We start from the raw sequence: 18906 nt of genomic DNA, 5'->3' as shown, positions 1-18906 counted from the left end.
CGGCGCGCTCGCTGAGGTGGGGCGCGGGGGCGAGTGGCGCTGGCGGTTGCGTGAGGGGCGAGAGGCGGCGCGGACCGGTGGCCGCGCGAGGGGCAAGGGTTGGCTGGTGCCAGCGGTTGCGCGAGGGGTGAGAGGCGAGGGACGGGGTCGGCTGCGGGCTGCGTTGGCATGTGCGGGTCGGCTGTACATCCCGCCAGACTCGTTCCGAGCGCGGCGACGGTGTCGGTGGTCGCGTGAGGCGCGAGGGGCAGCTGGTGCCGACGGTCGCGCGAGGCGCGAGAGGTGGCCGCGGACTGTGCTGGCACGCGCAGGGCGGCTGCAGACGCGCGAGGGGCGCGAGGCGGCTGCGGGTGTGGGTGCGCGCCGGATTAGCGCCGTGCTCCGGATGGACGCCGCCGGCTCGCGGGGCGCGCGGAGAGCGACGGTCGGAGCCGCTGTCTCATCGACTGCGTTTTGCGATGCGCGTGCGTCCTTGTTTGCAGACGGGGTAGTGCACCCGATTGCATTCGTTGAAAAAGCAGGTCGCAAGCACGGCGACTCCTGTCGCCACGACGATCGCAAGCGCCTTGCAGGCTGTTCCAAACGATCTGTTCATGAATTCCTCCCGTTGTGTGCGGTGTGTGCGCCGCAGCGTTTTCGTCCAGTATGGACGTTGCTCCTTACAGGCAGCTTGGCGAACGCTTACCTTAGTCTTACGAATGTGCAAGTTCCGTCTTCCGACGAAAGCTCTCCCCAGGTTGATCCGGGCTCTGGGAGCCAGGTGGCTTGAAGGGTTTGCCTCCGGAACTACCGAAGCTGCCCCTCCTCGGAGTTTTCCCGGAGTTGCCGTTCTCAGGCCCCCAGGCCCCCAGGCCCTATCATTCGCTCATTGCTTTTGGTTTCGTCCGCTGTCCCTCCGGGGATATCTTTCCTTAGAGGCCATCTGTCAGCCCTATGCGGCGCATATAGTCGCAAGCTTTCGGTAAGAGATCGAGAGATTATTTCTCATATTGTACCGTTTTGGTTATCGCGATGTCGTTTCGAGCAATCATCGCTCAAGTTTTGTTGGAAATGCAACAAAAATGGACGTACAATGCGCCCTTTAGAGGCCCTTTGTCCCCTTTATCCTTCTTTCATTGCTGCTTACGGTAAAATATGAAGAAAATAATTGCAAAACTTTACCGAACGTTGCTTTCTGCTCGCTGTTTCCTGATTTGGAACGCATCAGGCGGGCGGGATCGTCAACATCGAAGCGCCCTGTCGTCGCCGTTTGCCCTGCCGGTCCTGTTTTCACCTCCTTCCCTGCCTCTCGCCTTGCAGCCCTGTTTTTACTCCCCTCCTTTCGTCCCCTTTCCTGCCTCTTGCCTCACCAGTTCCGTTTTCGTCCCTCTCCTTTTGCCTCACCGGCTCCGCTTTCGTCTCGCCTCTCGCCCCGCGGCTCCGCTTTCGCCTCCCTCCTTTCGCCTCACCGTTCCGCTTTCGCTTCCGGCCTCTCGCCCTGCGGCCCCGCTTCCACCATCCGCTCTCCCACGGCCCTGCTTCCACCGCCCTCCTCCCTTCCTTTTGCCCCTGCCCCTTGCAAGCCATCGCTTCATATAGTACTATGTAATACATAGTATAAGACCAACGGAGGTATGAAACGTGGATGCGCAGATGAAGAGAGGGTTTCTCGAAGCGTGCGTGCTCGCGTCGATCCGCACCGAGGACTCGTACGGATACCGTATCCTGCGAAGCGTGCCCGATGTGCTGGGCCTCACCGAATCGACACTGTATCCGCTGCTCAAGCGGTTGGAGGCGGCGGGGCTTCTGACGGTGCGTTCCGTCGAGCACAACGGGCGGCTGAGGAAGTACTACCGCATCACGCCCGAGGGCCGCGCGCGGTTGGACGGTTTCGTGGGCGAGTGGGACGACGTGCAGGCGATCTACCGGTTCATCAGAGGCGAGGAAGCGAGGGACGACGCATGAGCGAAATGGGAAAGCAAGAGTTTTTGGAGGCGCTTCGGCGCGAGCTGTCCGGCCTCCCCGCGTCGGAAGCGGACAGGTCGGCCTCCTTCATCGAGGAGATGATCGACGATCGCATCGAAGACGGAGCGTCCGAGGTGGAGGCCGTGGCCGCGCTCGGGGATCCCTCGGAGGTGGCGCGGTCCATCGTGGCGGAGTTGCCGCCCATTCCGAAGGCCATCGCGAAGTCGAAGACCGGCAGCGCGACGGCGAACTGGATCCTGGCCGTGGCGCTTTCGCCCATCTGGGTGACGTTCGCGCTCGTGGCCGCTACGGCGGCGTTCAGCGTCTACGTGGTGATCTGGGCGCTCGCGCTGTCGGTGTGGCTCGTGTCCGTCGGGCTGTTGCTGGGGGCTCCGCTTGGGCTGATCACGTTCGCGTACTGCGTGGCAACCGGGATGCCGGTGGTGGGGCTTTGGCAGCTGGGCGGCGGGCTGCTCTGCTTCGGTTTGGGAGTGTTCTGCCTGTTCGGAGCGAAAAGGACGAGCGATTGGTTCGTCGAGGCGTCGCGGAAGTACGCGGCGAAGGTCAAGTCGCTGTTCGTGAAGTCGCCGAAAGCCGGACGGTTCGGCGCGAAGGAGGCAACGCATGAAGGGTAACGTGAGGCGGTGGTTCGCGATCGCCGGGATATGCTGTGCCGCGGGGATCGCGCTCATGATGGCGGCGCTGGCGATGGTCGGATTTGACGTGCGTCAGCTGCAGATGCCCATTCCGATGGGGATCAGCATGCCGGGAGTGCCGGCTGCGTCTGGGGTGTCAGCCGAACCGGCGTCTCCGGCGGCTCCGGCCGCACCGGCTGCTCCGGCTGCTCCGGCGAAGGCCGAGGTTCCCGCCGCGCCGGCGCATCCGACCGCGCCGGCCGCTTCGGCAGCGGCTTCGCTGTCGCCGACGGCTCCGGATTCTGCTGCGCCGGCAGCTGTCGATGCTCCCGCTGCTTCGGTCGACCTGACAGCTCCTTCCGTTGCGGGCCTGCCTGCGGAAGCGCCCACCTCGTCGACGACGGTTGCGGCATCTGCGGAACCCGCGTCCTCGGCAAGCGAAGAGCCTTCGGCCTCGTTTGGTTTCGCGGACAAACTAGCCCTCGGGCTCCGATCCCTCTCTTACATTGCGGAAGTTCTCTGGTAGCTGTGGCCTCGAAGCTCGTGGGTGCGCCTTCTCGGCGACCGGGAGTGCGCAGGTCTGGGTCGAACGTGGCTGCCTGAAAGCACTTGGGTTTGGGCGCGGCTGTCGGATCGTCCGATAAGGGGGGCGGCATGGAAGGTTGTCTTTCGCCGTTCGGCCAAGGTCGGCGTGTCCAGTCGCGTTGCGGTCCCGGCTTCGATCCGAGGCCCCGAGCAGGCAAGCGGGATCGGATTCGCTGGCGGCTCTTGCCGGCTTCGATTTTCAAAGGCTGCATTTGCCGGTTTTGCTTGAACGGCCGAAGCCGTCCCTCTCCGGTAAGCCAAGTTCGGCGCGAACTTGCGTCTGCCAGAACTCGAATCGGGCCCTTTGCGATCAGACGTTGCGCAAGGCCCCTTCGTCAGACGGGGGCTTGCGCGATGGGCCAACTCGATCTGGGTTAATGCTGGTTTGACAGGAAAAGCCCCGCGAAGTGGCGCAGATTGCGTTTTGTGCATGGATTTCAGGCTTTTTGGCATCGCGGAAGGGTGCATCTCTCGCGTTTTCCCAGGTCGCTTATTTTCAGCGGGCGCAAAGCGGCCCAAAAAACGCTGGACGTCTATACATAAGATGCGATCCGTGCCAGTTCGGACGGCTTTTTCCTGTCAGACCGTCGCCGACAGGAAAAAGCCGGCGAGCGCAGGAAGGGCAGGAAGGGCAGGAAGGGCAGGAAGGGCAGGAAGGGCAGGAAGGGCAGGAAGGGCAGGAAGGGCAGGAAGGGCAGAGAAGACGTCGTTCGTGGCGGGAAATGACGGAAATCCACGAGTCGAAACGGTCGACGACGCGACGGAGATGGGCCCTTCCCGCATTCTTCCTGATCGGCATGATCGCTAGCTTTCGGTCGCCCGGGAAACCACATGGTCGATGGCGGGTTTCCGTCATTTCCTGCCACGAAGCCGGTCTTTCTATGTCAAACCAAGATTGATAGAGGCCGGATCGGCCCGACGGGCAGGGCTCCACCGACGCCGCAGGAGCCCCCGCCCGCCCGACGGGCGGGGGCCTTCCGAAACCCCGGCCAGAGCAAACCCGGCTCAGGTATTGGCAAACATGAGTTCGTGTCAATTCCGGTTTAACGTAGACGCCGGCCTCTCGGCGCGGATCGGGTTGGCGCACGCTCAATTGCTTTTCGAGCGCCCGTCCTAGGCCGCGCGTTCGTACTTGAAGGGGCGTTCGAGCGTCCTTGCCTTCCTCGCTCTTTCGTTCTGCCCTTTCGGTAGAGGATGCTACCGTCGGACTCTTCAGCCGCCCTGTGATCTGTACTCTACCCTGTCGTCTTGGTCGCTCTCGCTACCCACCCTCCCTTGTGCTCGCCCCGCCGCCCTCCCTTGCCGCCGCTCTTTCCCGTCCACCCACCGCTCCCCTCGGGCGCATCGCCGCTCGGGCTCTTCGCATTCCCCGTGGAAAACGCGCTTGACGACGGGCTTTCGCTCGGCTTCGCATCGGTTGTTTGCTATAGTGGTGAACCGACCAGCACTCCCCGGACGAGAGAGAACGTCATGTCGCTCATCATATGCAAATTCGGAGGCACGTCCGTTGCTTCTCCCGAGCGCATCCAGATGGTTGCGAGGAAGCTTATCGCGAAGAAGCAACAGGGACACGACGTGGTGGCTGTCGTGTCTGCCATGGGCAAGACCACCGACGAGCTGGTGGGGTTGGCGAACCAGCTGAACGACAACCCGCCTTCCCGCGAGATGGACCGTCTGTTGTCCACGGGCGAGCAGGTGTCCATGGCGCTGCTCGCCATGGCCATCGAAGCGCGCGGCTACAAGGCCATGAGCTTCACCGGTCGTCAAGCCGGCATCGAGACGGACGGCACGCACGCCAAGGCGAAGATCATGATGGTGCACACCGAGCGCATCACGGAGGCCCTGGACAAGGGCATGATCGCCGTGGTGGCGGGCTTTCAGGGCATCGACGCGAACGGAGACATCACCACGCTCGGCCGCGGCGGCTCCGACACCACGGCGGTGGCGGTGGCGCACGGGCTGGGCGCCGACGTGTGCGAGATCTACTCCGACGTGGACGGCGTGTACACGGCCGACCCGCGCGTGTGCCCGCGCGCCAAGAAGCTCGATGCCATCAGCTACGACGACATGCTGGAGCTGTCGGGCGCCGGCGCCGGCGTGCTGCAGATGCGCGCCGTTGAGTTCGCGCGCAAATACGAGGTGGTCATCCACTCCCGCTCCGCGTTCTCCGACGCCGAAGGCACCTATATCAAGGAGGAAACCGACATGATGGAGGAAGCCGTCATCACCGGCATCGCCCACGACACGTCCGAAGTGAAGTTCACCATCCGCGGCGTGCCCGACATGACCGGCGTGGCCGCGAAGGTGTTCAGCGCGCTGGCGGGCAACAACGTGAGCGTGGACATGATCATCCAGAACATCTCCGAGGACGGCATCACCGACATCAGCTTCACCTGCCCCGGAGCCGATCTGGCACGCGCCAGCGAGACGGTGGAGCGCATTCTGCCCAGCATCAACGCGCGCGATTACGACGTGGACAAAGACATCGCGAAGGTGAGCCTCGTGGGCACGGGCATGAAGTCGTCGCCCGGTGTGGCGGCGCGCGCGTTCGCGACGCTGGGGGAGAACCAGATCAACATTCTGGCCATTTCGACGTCGCCCATTCGCCTGTCCGTGGTGGTGGACGGCGCGCAGGCCGCGGCCGCCGTGCGCTGCCTGCACACGGCGTTCGATCTGGACAGCGACAGCGTGTTCGAGGAAACGCAGCTCTCTGCCGAGGAGATCGCGGCGAAGATGGCGAAGGGGCGCTAGGGTTCTGCCGTTCTGCCGACCGGCAGAACGGCTCGCTGACTTACTACGCCAACCTGTGGAACCTTATGGGAAGGGGATTCTCAATGACGTGGACGAAGATCATGCCGGCGAATCCGGTGGTGGCGGTGGCGGGGGCCACGGGCGCGGTGGGCGCGGAGTTTTTGCGCGTGCTGCATGACCTCGACTTCCCGGCACGCGAGGTGCGGGCGCTGGCCTCGGCGCGCTCGGCGGGCAAGAAACTGGCCTTCGACGGCTGCGGCCACGTGCCGGCGGGCGAGTTGACCGTGCAGGAGATGCGCCCGGAGAGCTTCGAGGGCGTGGACATCGCGCTGTTCAGCTGCGGCGCGGGCGTGTCGAAGCAGATGCGCGAGGCCGTGACGGCTGCCGGTGCGGTGATGATTGACAACTCGAGCGCGTTTCGCATGGATGCGGACGTGCCGCTCGTGGTGCCGGAGGTGAACCCCGGCGACATCGCGTGGCACAGCGGCGTGATCGCAAACCCGAACTGCTCCACCATCCAAATGGTGGTGGCGCTGAAGCCGCTCTACGACCTGGCGCGCATCACGCGCGTGGTGGTGTCCACCTATCAGGCGGCGAGTGGCGCCGGCGCCCCGGCGATGGCCGAGCTGTACGACCAGACGCGCGAGTTTCTGGACGGCAAGGCCGACGACGAGCTGACGGTGGAGGCGTTCCAGCACCGCATTGCGTTCAACTGCATCCCGCACATCGACAAGTTCCTCGACGACGACTCCACGAAAGAGGAGTGGAAGATGGTCGTGGAGACGAAGAAGATCATGGGCGACGAGGGCATTCGCGTGGCGGCCACCTGCGTGCGCGTGCCCGTGCTGCGCTGCCACGGCGAGGCGGTGAACGTGGAGTTCGCCGATGAGGTGAGCGTGGAGGCCGCGCGCGCGGCGCTGGCGGCGGCGCCGGGCGTGACGGTGCTGGACGATGTCGCGAACAACGTGTACCCCATGCCGGGCCTTTTGGCCGGCACGAACGACACCTACGTGGGCCGCATCCGCCGCGACGACACGGTGGAGCACGGACTGGCGCTGTGGGTGGTGGCCGACCAGATCCGCAAGGGCGCGGCCCTCAACGCCGTGCAGATCGCCCAGCTGCTGCTTTCGTAGGTGCTTCCGTAGGGAGGGGCCGCCGCTCACAGGCCGTATACGGCCTGTGAGCGCGCTGCTGTTCGGCGAGTGTTTTGGGTTCGGGATCCTTGAGGGCCGAATGGGTTCCGTCCTGTTTTTTGCCGGTTGGCGCGTTTAGCGGGATTGACGGGGTTGCCAAGGGGCTTTGATTTGCCAGCCAGCGGGGGTGTTCTCGACGAACAGGAGTCCGGCAAGGAACAACGCTGATCCCATGCAGGCGAATCCGGACAAGAATAGCGCGATCATCTCGATAGCCGTTGCTTCCATGACGCTCTCCTTCCGCGAGCCGACGCGTTGGAGACAGCGTATCGGCTGCGCGGTTAAGAAGGTGCAAAGGAAGCTTGATTGAGGTTAAGATTGCGCGAGCGCGGTCCTTGAGTCGCCTTGCGGTGCATGGCGTGCATGAATTGGGCATTCGATCGATCTGCTGACGAGAGTCGTTTTTCGGCGATGTTGCGATTTCTGCCTGCGCGGCTTCGGCGCTGACGCCTCATCTGTCGTTCTTCGCCGGATGCCGACGTGCGGGACGTCGTTTCGTCGGGGGAAGGGTTCTTCTTCCCATGCTCGGAACTCTCTTCTGCCCCTTTTCGCTCTAGAGCGCGTCGTCCTTCTCTCTTTCCGTCGCGACGAGGGCGTTCGCAAGGTCGACGACCTCTCGCTTCGAGTGCACGTCGAGCAAGGCGTACACTTTCTTCGTGTGCGTGCGCACGGTGTTCTCGGAGATGAAGAGCTTCTTGGCGATGGAGGGCACGTCGTAGCCGTGCACGAGCAGGTCGAGTACCTCGGTCTGTCGCGCCGACAGTCCGCGCTCGCGCGAGAGCTGCTCGCATGCTTGCTGCAGCACGTCGACGCCGTTCGCAGCGGCTTTGTTCGGACGCGTCGCGCTCCTTCGCACGAGAGCGAACATCGCCAGCGAGCAGCCATACAGAAGCACGAACACGCTTGTGACGATCTGCGTCTCCTGAGAAAGGGAGCTGCGTCCTATCGCGGCGGCCACTCCCTGTCCGATCAGGCGCGATGCGTACGTGACTCCGGCGAATAGCGCATACGCGAACACAAGGCTCAGGCCCCGTTCGCGAGCGATGTCGATGCATGACATCATCATGACGATGGAGAACAGCGTGAAGCCGAAACTTCCTACGAACAAAACAACGACACGGTAGCGCTCCTCGATGAAGGGAAACGCCAAGAATGCGGTGATGAACACGGGAAACAGCACGATATAGGTTTTCGATAGGGAGGTGTCTTTCCTGAGGGCCAGCCAGACGACAGAGAGGATGACCGCGGAAAGGAGGTTCGCCGAAAGCACGACAGCGCAGTTCTCGGCGAACGCGAGCGTGTCCGAAAACGCCACCTGGCCGATGACGGGAGAGATGGCGCCGATCATAACGATGCAGAGGAGGGGTTTCCAGAAATGGCGGCAGACGGCTAGCAGCGCCTCGCGCGTCGAGTCTGCAGTCTCGCGCGGCTTGCTCGTCCTTGCTCCGGGGAAGTTCAGTGCGAAGAATAACAGCACGAGGTTGCAGAACACGAGCACAGATTCGGTGAACAGCAGTCCGGCCTGACCAAATGCAAAGAACAGCCCGAAGGGCGCAAGCGAAAGCATCGAACCCAAGACGATTTGCTTCCTGGCCTCGCGCGGCTCGCTTAACGAAAACGCTGTCTCCCAGCAGATGAAGCAGCATGTGGTGCCCACGCCGACCAGCACAGCGGACGCGGAGAGCAGAGCGGTCGACGAAGTGACGAAGAATCCCAGAAGAAAGATCATGCCCGCAGCGACCAGCAAAACCGCTTCGAAGAACGGGGCACGGTCGAACAGCCGTGGAAACCGGGCCGATCCGATGGCGTAGACGAAAAACGCGACGATGTTGCTCAGGGACACCGGCGTGCTCCAACTGTCCTGCGCGCTCTCGCCGAACGCGAACTGGGGAAGGAACGAGAAGCCCCACAGTGAGAACGAGTTCATCGCCAGGAAGCATGCGAACCCAATGGACACCAAGAGTAACTGAATTTTCTTCGTGTGCGCCATAGCCCCTCCCGATGCTTATTGTAGGCGAAAACGCGTCTCTGTTGACGAGAAGTTGCCGCAAGAGCGGGGTTGCCGCGCATTTCACCTGATCCATGTGAGCCGTTTTCCAGGTGAAACACCAGACACGGGTGAATGCGTTTCGCGGTGCTTCGTGCGAGACTGAGATCGGTTTCACTGTCGATCGATCGCGAAAAACAAGGAGGGACATCGCATGGAACTGAACCGTCGGGATTTTCTCAAAGGAACCTTGGCCGCTGGCGCGTTGGCTGCAACGGGCACTGCGCTCGCGGCATGCTCGCCGTCGAGCGGCGGGGCTGAAGGAGGTGTCGCCGCTTCGTCGTCGGATGGCGCGGCGGGCGTGTTGACGGCGGATAACTATCGGGAGATGAAGTGGAGCTTCGAGATCCCGCCCGAGCCGGTGGCCGATTCGGACATCGTCGAGACGTACACGCACGACATCGTCGTGGTGGGGGCGGGCATGGCAGGGCTGTGCACGGCGGTGTCTGCGGCCGAACAGGGTGCCGACGTCATCGTGTTCTCGGCCAGCAGCAAGCCCATCAGTCGCGGCGGTTCGAACCACGCCATTGGATCGAAGTATCAGAAGGCCAAGGGCATCGACTACACGCCCGAGACGGCACGTGAGATCGTGAAGGCCGAGCAGACCGCTGGCACGTACCTCATGGACAAGAAGAAGTGGGAGCGATGGATCAATCATTCTGCCGAATCCATCGACTGGACCATCGACCATATGGAGAAGAAGGGGCTCAAGTGCTGCCTCGAGCCGGGCTACTACGATCCCGACGGCACCATCACGGTGCCGCCCGCATCGCATAACTTCTACAACGACGAGCAGCCCTTCGGTGCCCTGTACGGCGCGCCGCTCGAGGCCCAGGCGTACGCCGACATCTTCACCGACGATCTCGGCGGCGAGATTCACTACAAAACCGTCGCGCAATACCTTGTCCGTGAGGACGACAACACCGGGCGCGTGTCGGGCGTCGTAGCGCAACGCGAGGACGGATCGTATGTGAAGTACGTGGCGAACAAGGCCGTGGTGCTGGCCACGGGCGACTTCTCCAAGAACCCCGACATGATGGCGAAGTACAGCCCGTGGGCTTGGGAAAACTTCAAGGACTCGCTCACGTTCGGCGATGTGGACTACGATGCCGAGCTCGTGTACTCGGGCCTCATGCCGGGCGACGGACAGAAGATGGGCCTGTGGGTAGGGGCCGCGTGGCAGAAGACGTACCCGGTGCCGCCCATGATCAACGGCGGCGCGTCGGGCCCGGCGCACGGCGTGATCTCCAACTTCTGGGGCCTCAACATGGACATCCACGGCGAGCGCTACCAGAACGAATGCACGAACTTCGCGTACGGCGCCATCTCGGTGCTGCAGCTTCCGCAGAAGACCGCCTATGCCGTGTGGGATACGGCGTATGCCTACACGCAGGACGAATGGGAGCAGTTCGGCTGCTGCATCGATCACGAGAACGGCATCATGCCGCTTTCGCCCGAAGAACTGATCGCCTCGTGGGACCAAAACGCCGAGGGAGGAGAGAAGACCATCGGCACGGGGGCTGCATACTACAAAGCCGACACCATCGAGGAGCTGGTTGCCCAAATGGACGGCATCGACCAAGAGCGGGCGCTGGCCACCATCAAGCAGTACAACGCCTATGCTGAGGCGGGTGTGGACGAGCAGTTTCATGTGAACCCGGAGATACTGTTCCCCATTTCGACCCCGCCGTTCTATGCGACGAAGATCACGGGCGCCACCTTCCTCACCGTATGCGGGGGCTTGCGCACCAATGAGAAGATGCAGGTGTGCGAGGAGGACGACACGCCCATCGAGGGTCTGTACAACACGGGCATCATGACGGGCGACTTCTACGCGAACACGTACAACTTCGTCATGCCCGGGCAAAACCTCGGTGCGGTGTGCGGCACGTTGTCGTATCTGCTCGGACGCGATCTGGCCGCGCTGTAGGCCGCTTCGTGCGCCCAGCCCGTTGTGCGTTCGGGTGTTTCCTCCCTCAGGCGGCCGCCCTTCGGGGCGGCCGCTATGCGTCGGGGAGGTGTGCGTTTTCCGCGTTCTGCGGCGTTCTTATTCGCGTTTGAGCTCCGGCGTGGTCAGCTCGTCGCGCGCGGTTTTCGGCCTGCGGTTCTCGGCTCGAAGGGGGCGAAACACCGGCTTCCCTCTGCGCGCGGGGTCGGTGGCGTATAATGCCAGCATGAAGAAACAACGACTCGACACGCTGCTCGTGGAGCGGGGCTACTGCGCGGACGCGGACGCGGCGCTGCGCGCGGTGCTCGCGCGCGAAGTGAAGGTGGGCGACGCGTACGCCGCGAGCGCGGCCATGCGTGTGCCGGTCGATGCGGAGATCGCGGTGAAGGGCCGCAAGCGCTTCGTCTCGCGCGGCGGCTGGAAGCTGCAAGGGGCGCTCGAGGCGTTCGGCCAGGAGGTGCGTGGCGCGCGCTGCTTGGACGTCGGCTCGTCCACCGGCGGCTTCACCGACTGCCTCTTGCAGGCGGGCGCGGCGCATGTGGCCTGCGTTGACGTGAACTACGGCCAGCTTGCGTGGAAGCTGCGGCAGGACGCGCGCGTGGAGGCGTTCGAGCGCACGAACATCAGATTGGCCGACCCCGGTGCCCTCGGCGCGCCGTTCGACGTGGTCGTGGCCGACCTCAGCTTCATCGGCCTCGCACGCTTGGCGCCGGTGTTCGCGCGCTTCTCGCGGGAGGGAACCGTGTTCATCGGGCTGGTGAAGCCGCAGTTCGAGTCGCGTCACGACGAGACGGAGCGCGGGGTGGTGCGCGATGCGGCGGTGCGCCAGCGCACGGTTGACGAGGTGCGCGCGGCGCTGTCGGACGCCGGCTTCGAGCCGACGGGCGTGGTCGAGTCGCCCATCACCGGCCCCGAGGGCAACGTGGAGTACCTCGTGCGCGCGGTGTACGGCGGGGAAGGCGTCGTTGGATGAGCCAGGGGGAGCTCAAGGCGTTTGCGAAAACATACCTGCCTGGCTTCTCGTTCTCGTTTCTCGGCACGGGGTTCGTGCTCGTGTGGATCCAATGCATTCTGTACGCGCGCTATATTTGGGTGGATTCCGGTCTCACCACGGTGGCCATTAACTTCGCACGCTGTGCCTGCATCGTGGTGCTCGGCGTCGTCGCCGTGCGCAAAGCGTTCTCGCCGCGCTTCGAGCGCTCGTTCGGATGGGTTTCGGCGGCGCTCATGACGGTGGGCAGTCTGCTGTTTTTCGTGCAGTCGCTGTTCCCATCGCTGCCCTTCACTTCGGTTGCGGCTGTGTGCTCGGGGGTTGGCCTTGCCTGGGGCGGCGGGATGTGGATCACGTTCTACATACGGCTGGGACTGCGCGAGGCGTTGCTGGTCTCGTTCGTTTCGCTCGCCCTTTCCACCACTATCGGGATTTTCATTGGGATCATGGAGGAGAGCACGGCGTTTTTCATCAGCATGCTCCTTCCGGTGGTGTCGCTCGCCATGTTCTTCCATGCGCAGAAAGCGCTCGATTCACGCGAGGATCGCGGGGCGGTTGCGCCGCCGCCCGACGACGTGTACGCAGACGAGCCATGTTCCACCATCGTGCGGCTGGCGGTGGGAATCGCTCTGTTCAGTTTCGTTCTGGGCGTGTCGCGCGGGTTTCCGTTCGGCGACTCCATCAAGTTGTCGCCGCTTTTTCATCTCGCACAGCATGTTGGAGTGACGGCGGCGGCTCTCGGCGTGGTGTGGTGGACGCTCGTGAAGGGGCGCGGGCTCAAGTTCGCCGTGCTGTGGCAGACGCAGCTGGCAGCGCTCGCAGCGGGCGTGATCTTGCTTTCCACGCTCGATCCGCTGGCCAGCGAGATGGGTGCGACCCTCATCGCTGTCACCAATCTGTTCCAAGTGGGGTTTCTTTGGTTCGTCTCCTATGACGTGGCGCGCCATCGCGCGTTGCCGCCGTATCTTGTCCTCGGGTTCTTCTGGTTTCTGCATCTGTTCTTCCGCGAGGGCGGTCGGCTGGCCATGTGGTGGCTCGGCAGTGACGGCTCAGGCCCGTGGCACATGCTTATCATCGCGGTTATGATCTGCCTGCTTGCGGTAAGCGTAGGGTTTCTGCTGACCGACTCGATCCCCCGTGTGCGGCCGCTGTTCGCCGAGGTGTGCGGACGTTGCCGTTTTCGGCGACAGACGGAGGAGGCTTTGCGCGAAGGACGCCTGGTCTGCGTCGACGAGCGTGTGTGGCAACCTGGAAAATCGATGGAGTCGGTTGGTGCGCGTGCGACGGGGCCGCGGCGGCTCGATGCGGAGGGAGGACCCGATCCGCGCGAGGCGCTTGTGCGCGAGCGTTATGGGTTGACGAACCGCGAAGCCGAAGTGCTCATGTTGCTGGCAGAGGGGCGCAGTTCGTCCTATATCGCGGGCGTGCTCGTGCTGTCCGACAACACGGTGCGCAGTTACGTGAAGAATATCTACCAAAAGCTCGGCGTTCATTCCAAGCAAGACGTCATCGATTTCGTGAAGGCGCTCTAAAGGCGTTGGTCTCGGCATTCTGCCGCGAAGCGCATCGCGCCCGTCTGCTGGGCAGACGGGCGCGTGGGAAGGGTTGCCGGAGGGGTCGTGCTAAGCGTTTGCGAGGGCGCTGCGGGCCGATATGCGACCGAAGATGAGGCATTCGGCAACGTTGCCGCCTCCCTGGTAGACTCCGCTCCAAATAGAGCCGAACTCGCCGGCTGAGTACAGGCCGGGGATGGGATTGCCGTCGGGGTCGAGGATCTCGCCTTGGGCGTTTCGCACGGGGCCTCCGTCAGTGTTGAGGAACGACGGGATGCACAGCTGTGCGTAGAATGGCGGGGTCGCAACGGGTGTGAGCGTGCTGGCTGGGCGGTGGAAGAAGATGTCCTTGCCGTTTGCGCAGCATTCGTTCCATTGGTCCACCGTGGTCTTCAACTCGTCGGCAGGCACGTTCATTTGCGCGGCCAGCTCTTCGATGGTGTCGGCGGCATAGGCGAGGTTGTCGGCTACGGGATCGCTCGTGGTTTCGGCAGGGATGGCGCCAGCTTCGAGGCCGGCCTGGTCGAACACGAACCATGCTCTACGAGGTTGCGCAAGGTGCGGCCATTCGCCGCCGATCTGCATGTGCCCATGGCGGCTTCCGACGGCCAGCGACGGATCGTCCATGTACTCGATATCGGACTTGTTGCTGTAACCATCCCAATCCATATAGTAGCGGCGTCCGTTCACGCCTACGGTGATGCCGAACTGCTTGGGGCAGGGCGAGATGATCTGGTTATTCGTGAATTTGGTGTTCTCCAGATCGCGTCCAGCCATCCAAAATCCGGCCACGTGCTCCATGTGCCAGAAATCGGCACCCACTTTCATGCAGGCCTTGTGACCGTCGCCCGTGTTCAGCTTGTTGATGGCCGGCTCGGCGCCGCCTTGGCCGATGAAGTCTTGGCGCATGACGGGGTTTGCCTCGAAGCCGCCCGTGCACATGATGACGCCGCGATTCGCTTTGACGTTCTTGCCATCGATGACCGCGCCGAGGATGCGTTTGGTGGACGGATCTTGGATGAGTTCGCTCATGGGCGCGTCCGTGCGATACTCGATGACATCGGCGTGGTCGGAGATCACGCGGTCGAGCAGCTTCGTGATATGCGTGTCGCCTTTGATCTCGATGTCCTTGTTGCCGGCGACGGTCAGCTTGCCCAGCGCATAGCAGTGCTCGAATTCGGGCCACTCGGGTGCAGTGGCCAGCGGATCGTCCATCGTGGAGGGCGCTACGATGGACGCTTCCTCAAGCGATGCGCCGAGCGTCTCGAACACCCACGGGTAGTTCTCGACCGCCCCTTTTGCATATGCGGCGATCACGTCGTCGGGCGTGGTGCCCTCCTCGCCGCGCATTTCCAGCATGTACTGGTTGAACGCGTCCTCGTCCTCGGCGTACACGATAGTTCCCTTGCAGTACGGGCTGTTGCCGCCGGGCATAGTGCCCTTCTCGGCAAGGAGGCAGGTGGCTCCGTTGCCTTCGAGCGCGACGGTGATGGCAGCCGCTTGCCCTGCGCATCCGGCACCGATGACGACGACGTCAAACTCCTCGTCCCATTTCGCGTCGGTGCCCGCGGCAGTGCCCGTCTCGTTCCCTCCGCTTGTTCCTTTTGGCGCGCATCCGGCGATGCCGAGGCCCGCGACTCCGGCAAGTGCCACGCTTGCCGTTTTGAGGAACGTGCGGCGGCTCTGACTAAGCAGGCTCTCTTTCTCCATGTGCTTCCTCCTTGTAGGTGCTCGCGTCTTTCGGGGATGCGCTGCGGCTTCGGTTCGAGCGCTTCCCTCGGAAAGGATGCTAGATGTTGACGGGTACGGGCGGCACACCCTAAGTGCGGTGTTTCGCCAGATGCCAGGACAGACCCCGCAAAACGGGGGGCCGCTTTTCGAGGGCGGCCGAGCGGTTGTGCGGAGAGGGGACGGCGGGGTTCGACGGGGGTCGAAAGGGTGGATGTAATGAAGGTGGTTTTGGGCTGGCGCCAATCGTGTTTTCGCGCTATACTACGTTGTACGTACAACAGGAGGTGCAGTATGGCGGACGCGATGGTGACGGCGCGCATGTCGCAGGAGAAGAAGGAGGCGGGTAACCGCGTCCTCGAACAGCTGGGCACGAACGCCTCGCAAGCGGTGAACAGGCTGTACGACTACGTGTTGGAAAAGAGGCAGCTGCCGTTTCCCGAGGAGCGCGAGCGACGGGAATACACGCAACAGGAGATTGCGCGGGCGGTGGCGTGGGTGGACAGCATTCCGCTCAAGAGAACTTCGGGACGCTTCTCCGATATGACCATCAAGGAAGCAAAACGCGATCGTCTGATTGCGAGAGGGCTCATGCAGACGGGCGATGGCCGATGAGACTCCTCGTTGATACGAACATCGTTCTGGATTACCTTGATGAACGTCCGAGTTTTTTTCAGTCGGCGCGCAAGCTCATGATTTTGGGATTTCTGCATGAGCTCGAGCTTTGGATGAGCGCCTCGCAGGCAACGGATTTGTTCTACCTTCTCACAAACGGAGGACGAGCTTCTGAGGCGGGGGAAGTGAAGAAGAGCATGCGGCAAGCTCGGCAGTTTATTCGCATCTGCTCGTTGACCGAATCCGATGTTGACGCAGCGCTCGATTCCTCATGGGACGACTTCGAGGACGCCTGCGTGTACCAATGCGCGCTCAGGTTGAAGGCCGACGCCATCATCACGCGCAATCAGAAGGATTTCGAGCGGTCGTCCATCAAGGTGTTCGATTGCGACGAGCTGTTCGCGTACCTGGAAGAGGAGAAGGGGCTCGCGTACGACTTCATACCGCTGTGACGGCTGGCCGCACGCGTTTGTGCTATGCTGAAAACCAAGCGCCAAGCACCAAGCTTTTGGAGAAAGGAGACTGCCATGGGAGTGGCGGCATTGGTGGAGCCTCAGGTCATAAAGATTTCCAGCAAGCGGCAGATCACCATTCCGGCGAAGTTCTACGAAAGCGGGTCGTTCAAGGAGTACGCGCTTGCCACCTGGACCGACGATGGACTGCTCATCCAACCGCTCGACGTGGACGACGAGGACGTGACGGTGGACATCCTGCGCTATCTCATCGAGCAGGGGTGCGAGGGGGAGGAGCTGATAGCCCGCTATCGGGAGATGAAGCGCAAGATCGTCCCTATCAAAGCCAAGCTGGACGAGGCCGAGCGCGATATCGCCGAGGGACGGGTCGGATCTGCTCGCGAAATGCAAGAGAGGCTGCGTGAGAAGTATGGCCTATACGGTTAGCAAATCGCACTGCTTTGAGGAGGACTACGATAGCATCCTCGCATACCTTCTCAATGAGCTGAAAGCGCCTCGTGCGGCATTAACGCTGATGGGTGAGGTTGAAAAAGCTCTCGATCTGCTTGAGCGGGATCCTTTCATTCACGCCGTGTCGCGGCTGCCGGCTCTCGGTGCGGGAGGTTGTCGGGAGCATTTGGTGAAGAACTACCGTATCGTCTACAAAGTACGGGGAAGCGAGGTTTACCTTCTTCGTATGTTCCACCAGGCTCAGTCATGCGAAGGTGTTGTCACCGATTGGGAGTACCGCCGCCTTCGCGATTGAGGAGGCGCGAAGGCGGCGGTAGGATTTAGTTCTTCAGCGCATTCAAAGGCGCGGGCATGCGGCCGCCTCGGTGGGCGAAGGTGGTGCCGGCGAAGCGGTTCACGGGCATGACCGGGGCGTAGCCCAGAAGGCCGCCGAACTCCAACCGGTCGCCCACCGTCTTGCCGATGGCGGGGATCACGCGCACGGCGGTGGTCTTGTTGTTGATCATGCCGATGGCGCACTCGTCGGCGATGATACCGCAGATGGCCTCCACGCTCGTGTCGCCGGGGATGGCGATCATATCGAGGCCCACCGAGCACACGCAGGTCATGGCCTCCAGCTTCTCGAGCGAAAGCGCGCCCGTCTCGGCCGCGCGGATCATGCCGGCGTCCTCGGACACGGGGATGAACGCGCCGGACAGGCCGCCCACCGACGACGACGCCATGACGCCGCCCTTCTTCACGGCGTCGTTGAGCAGGGCGAGCGCCGCCGTGGTGCCGGGGCCGCCGCACGTGCCCACGCCGATGGCCTCGAGGATCTCGGCCACCGAGTCGCCCTCGGCCGGCGTCGGGGCCAGCGACAGGTCGAGGATGCCCTGCTGCGCGCCCAGGCGCTGCGACGCTTCGCGCGCCATGAGCTCGCCTGCGCGCGTGATTTTGAACGCGGTGGCCTTGATGGCTTCGGCGACGGTCGTGAGGTCGGCGTCTTTGGGCAGGTCGGCCAGCACGGCGCGCACCACACCCGGCCCCGAGACCCCCACGTTGATGACGGCGTCGGCCTCGCCTGATCCGTGGAACGCGCCGGCCATGAAGGGGTTGTCCTCCACGGCGTTGCAGAACACCACGAGCTTGCCCGCGCCGATGCACTGGCGGTCGGCCGTGGCCTCGGCCGCCGCCTTCACGACGCCCGCCATCTTCAGCACGGCATCCATGTTGATGCCCGCGCGCGTGGAGCCCACGTTCACCGACGAGCACACGTTGTCGGTGACGGACAGCGCATGGGGAATGGAATCCATGAGCTTGACGTCGGCTGCGGAGGCGCCCTTGTGCACGAGCGCGCTGAAGCCGCCCACGAAGTCGACGCCCACCTCCTTGCCCGCGCGATCCATGGCGACGGCGACGGGCGTGAGGTCTTGCGCGTCGGTGGCGGCGCACAGCTCGGCGACGGGCGTGATGGAGATGCGCTTGTTCACGATGGGGATGCCGAACTCGCGTTCGAGCTGCTCGGCGGTGGGCACGAGGCGCTCGGCGGCGCTCGTCATGCGGTCGTACACCTTGCGTGCCATGGCGTCGATGTCGGCGTCCGTGCAGCCGCGCAGGTTGAGCCCCAGCGTGATGGTGCGGATGTCGAGGTGCTGCTTGCTCACCATCGCAAGCGTTTCGGCGATCTCTGCCGGCGTGATCTGCATGATGCCCGTCTTTCTCTCGGATGGTTTTGGGATGCGTGCCGCAAGTCTAGCAAATGGTGCGTGCGCTGGGGGCTCGATTCGGCTGTTTCCGGCGTTTCTCCCGACGAGCGACCAAGGCGGGCGCGGGCGCAGCGAAGGCGAAAGGCCGCAAGGAATGTCTTTATGGTTTTGTCGAGCCCCGAGGGGGGTGCGGACAAAAAGTTGGACACTCCGGTGTCCGGATTGGAGTCCGCATGTACCCGTTGGAGACCAGGGAGCTCGCCGTGGAGGCCGTCGCGGCGGGGTTCAGCCTGACCGAGGCGGCCGAG

The 18906-nt window shown here is 63.3% G+C and carries 17 protein-coding genes; 11 read left to right on the top strand and 6 right to left on the bottom strand.

The features are described from left to right. Positions 1 to 1081: 1081 nt before the first annotated feature. Positions 1082 to 1273, bottom strand: coding sequence for a hypothetical protein (locus tag C2L80_RS13745; protein ID WP_129589940.1), 192 nt, complete (start codon positions 1271 to 1273; stop codon positions 1082 to 1084). A 359-nt stretch (positions 1274 to 1632) separates the two neighbouring features. Here C2L80_RS13745 and C2L80_RS10175 point away from each other — a divergent pair, with 359 nt between their 5' ends. After that, positions 1633 to 1944, top strand: coding sequence for a PadR family transcriptional regulator (locus tag C2L80_RS10175; protein WP_087195458.1), 312 nt, complete (start codon positions 1633 to 1635; stop codon positions 1942 to 1944). Next, complete coding sequence (locus C2L80_RS10170) at positions 1941 to 2579, top strand: DUF1700 domain-containing protein (RefSeq protein ID WP_087195442.1); 639 nt, start codon at positions 1941 to 1943, stop codon at positions 2577 to 2579. The genes C2L80_RS10175 and C2L80_RS10170 overlap by 4 nt, the downstream gene beginning before the upstream one ends. A 93-nt stretch (positions 2580 to 2672) precedes the next feature. Here the strand turns inward: C2L80_RS10170 and C2L80_RS13915 are convergent, their stop codons facing one another. Then, entirely contained in the window at positions 2673 to 3053 is a 381-nt protein-coding gene (locus C2L80_RS13915) for a hypothetical protein (RefSeq protein WP_157941063.1), read from the bottom strand. Between the two features lie 1581 nt (positions 3054 to 4634). On the opposite strand from C2L80_RS13915, the gene C2L80_RS10155 reads away from it, so the two are divergent. Both C2L80_RS10155 and C2L80_RS10150 read left to right on the top strand, forming a co-directional pair. Further along, entirely contained in the window at positions 4635 to 5915 is a 1281-nt protein-coding gene (locus C2L80_RS10155; RefSeq protein WP_087195444.1) for an aspartate kinase, read from the top strand. A gap of 83 nt (positions 5916 to 5998) precedes the next feature. Next, positions 5999 to 7048 carry an aspartate-semialdehyde dehydrogenase gene (locus C2L80_RS10150; RefSeq protein WP_087195445.1) on the top strand — a complete coding sequence of 350 codons (1050 nt, stop codon included), beginning with the start codon at positions 5999 to 6001 and terminating at the stop codon, positions 7046 to 7048. A gap of 135 nt (positions 7049 to 7183) precedes the next feature. Here C2L80_RS10150 and C2L80_RS13910 read toward each other — a convergent pair whose 3' ends face one another. Both C2L80_RS13910 and C2L80_RS10145 read right to left on the bottom strand, forming a co-directional pair. Next, positions 7184 to 7336, bottom strand: coding sequence for a hypothetical protein (locus C2L80_RS13910; RefSeq protein WP_157941062.1), 153 nt, complete (start codon positions 7334 to 7336; stop codon positions 7184 to 7186). A gap of 325 nt (positions 7337 to 7661) precedes the next feature. Further along, positions 7662 to 9098: a LuxR family transcriptional regulator gene (locus tag C2L80_RS10145; RefSeq protein ID WP_103263149.1), complete on the bottom strand. Its 1437-nt coding sequence runs from the start codon at positions 9096 to 9098 to the stop codon at positions 7662 to 7664. 211 nt (positions 9099 to 9309) lie between these two features. On the opposite strand from C2L80_RS10145, the gene C2L80_RS10140 reads away from it, so the two are divergent. The 3 genes from C2L80_RS10140 to C2L80_RS10130 all read left to right on the top strand — a co-directional run bounded on the left by C2L80_RS10140 (position 9310) and on the right by C2L80_RS10130 (position 13626). Beyond that, entirely contained in the window at positions 9310 to 11085 is a 1776-nt protein-coding gene (locus C2L80_RS10140) for an FAD-dependent oxidoreductase (RefSeq protein WP_103263148.1), read from the top strand. 244 nt (positions 11086 to 11329) lie between these two features. Then, positions 11330 to 12076, top strand: coding sequence for a TlyA family RNA methyltransferase (locus C2L80_RS10135; RefSeq protein WP_092200955.1), 747 nt, complete (start codon positions 11330 to 11332; stop codon positions 12074 to 12076). Further along, positions 12073 to 13626, top strand: coding sequence for a helix-turn-helix transcriptional regulator (locus C2L80_RS10130; RefSeq protein ID WP_092200952.1), 1554 nt, complete (start codon positions 12073 to 12075; stop codon positions 13624 to 13626). The genes C2L80_RS10135 and C2L80_RS10130 overlap by 4 nt, the downstream gene beginning before the upstream one ends. Positions 13627 to 13716: 90 nt before the next feature. Here the strand turns inward: C2L80_RS10130 and C2L80_RS10125 are convergent, their stop codons facing one another. Beyond that, positions 13717 to 15357, bottom strand: a complete 1641-nt coding sequence (locus tag C2L80_RS10125; RefSeq protein WP_103263147.1) for an FAD-dependent oxidoreductase — start codon at positions 15355 to 15357, stop codon at positions 13717 to 13719. Between the two features lie 312 nt (positions 15358 to 15669). Here C2L80_RS10125 and C2L80_RS10120 point away from each other — a divergent pair, with 312 nt between their 5' ends. The 4 genes from C2L80_RS10120 (at position 15670) to C2L80_RS10105 (ending at position 17208) form a co-directional block, all read left to right on the top strand. After that, positions 15670 to 15990 (top strand): type II toxin-antitoxin system RelB/DinJ family antitoxin, encoded by a 321-nt coding sequence (locus C2L80_RS10120; RefSeq protein ID WP_087195451.1) that lies wholly within the window; start codon positions 15670 to 15672, stop codon positions 15988 to 15990. After that, a complete protein-coding gene (locus C2L80_RS10115; protein ID WP_087195452.1) occupies positions 15987 to 16442 on the top strand; it encodes a type II toxin-antitoxin system VapC family toxin in 456 nt (151 codons plus the stop codon). Before C2L80_RS10120 ends, C2L80_RS10115 begins: the two co-directional genes overlap by 4 nt. A gap of 75 nt (positions 16443 to 16517) precedes the next feature. Then, on the top strand, positions 16518 to 16889 hold the full coding sequence (locus C2L80_RS10110) for a delta-aminolevulinic acid dehydratase (RefSeq protein ID WP_092200946.1): 372 nt from the start codon (positions 16518 to 16520) through the stop codon (positions 16887 to 16889). Beyond that, complete coding sequence (locus tag C2L80_RS10105; RefSeq protein ID WP_092200943.1) at positions 16873 to 17208, top strand: type II toxin-antitoxin system RelE/ParE family toxin; 336 nt, start codon at positions 16873 to 16875, stop codon at positions 17206 to 17208. Before C2L80_RS10110 ends, C2L80_RS10105 begins: the two co-directional genes overlap by 17 nt. 25 nt (positions 17209 to 17233) lie before the next feature. Here C2L80_RS10105 and C2L80_RS10100 read toward each other — a convergent pair whose 3' ends face one another. After that, on the bottom strand, positions 17234 to 18598 hold the full coding sequence (locus tag C2L80_RS10100; protein ID WP_092200941.1) for a PFL family protein: 1365 nt from the start codon (positions 18596 to 18598) through the stop codon (positions 17234 to 17236). Positions 18599 to 18906 lie beyond the last annotated feature (308 nt).

This window comes from Rubneribacter badeniensis (genome assembly GCF_002899695.1).
Classification (GTDB): Bacteria; Actinomycetota; Coriobacteriia; order Coriobacteriales; family Eggerthellaceae; genus Rubneribacter; species Rubneribacter badeniensis.
The sequence above is the reverse complement of the archived record's forward strand: the minus strand, read 5'-3'. Positions and strand labels throughout refer to the sequence as shown.